Annotated in this window: 1 protein-coding gene; it reads right to left on the bottom strand. The window is 61.3% G+C overall.

From position 1 onward, the window contains the following. Positions 1-31 precede the first annotated feature (31 nt). Positions 32-542, bottom strand: a 511-nt coding sequence (locus tag EE949_RS22430; RefSeq protein ID WP_122666305.1) for a hypothetical protein, incomplete at its 5' end; no start/stop codon positions are given.

Below are 542 nucleotides of genomic sequence, written 5' to 3'. Positions count from 1 at the left end.
GCGTAATAAGGCGTGGGGAAACGTGAGGCGATCATCGGGCGTTACCCGTGCATGCCTGAACGAACGCCTTGACCAGCGCTGGCGTCCTGCCCAGCAACGCGGCGCGCTCGGGCTGAAACAACGTGGCGACGAAAAACGGATGGCCTTCCAGCTCCATGCTGCGCACTTCACCTTCCGGACCTCGCCCGCTGATTTTCGTCGCAGCGCCGAAAACATGCTGTTCCAGCTCACGCACCAGGCCGTAACGACAGTGATAGCGCTCCTCGATTTCCAGCCTGACGCAGGCCCGGGCAATCAACGTGTCTGGCAACCGATGAATCGACGAAAGTGCATCGACCAGTGAACAGCTCAGCGGCGCAATGATCGCATTCGCGGCGTCCGGGGCCGATTCAGCGTGTTCGGCATCGCCCCAGCCCAGACCGTTGCGGGCAAATTCCAGCAACGCATGCTGAAACCCGCCGCAGGTGCCAAGAAACGGAATGTGCTGTTCGCGCGCCAGACGAATCGCCGTCATCGGCATGTGCGTGATAATGGGCCTGTTG

This window comes from Pseudomonas viridiflava, assembly GCF_900602065.1.
Taxonomy (GTDB): domain Bacteria; phylum Pseudomonadota; class Gammaproteobacteria; order Pseudomonadales; family Pseudomonadaceae; genus Aquipseudomonas.
The sequence above is the reverse complement of the archived record's forward strand: the minus strand, read 5'-3'. Positions and strand labels throughout refer to the sequence as shown.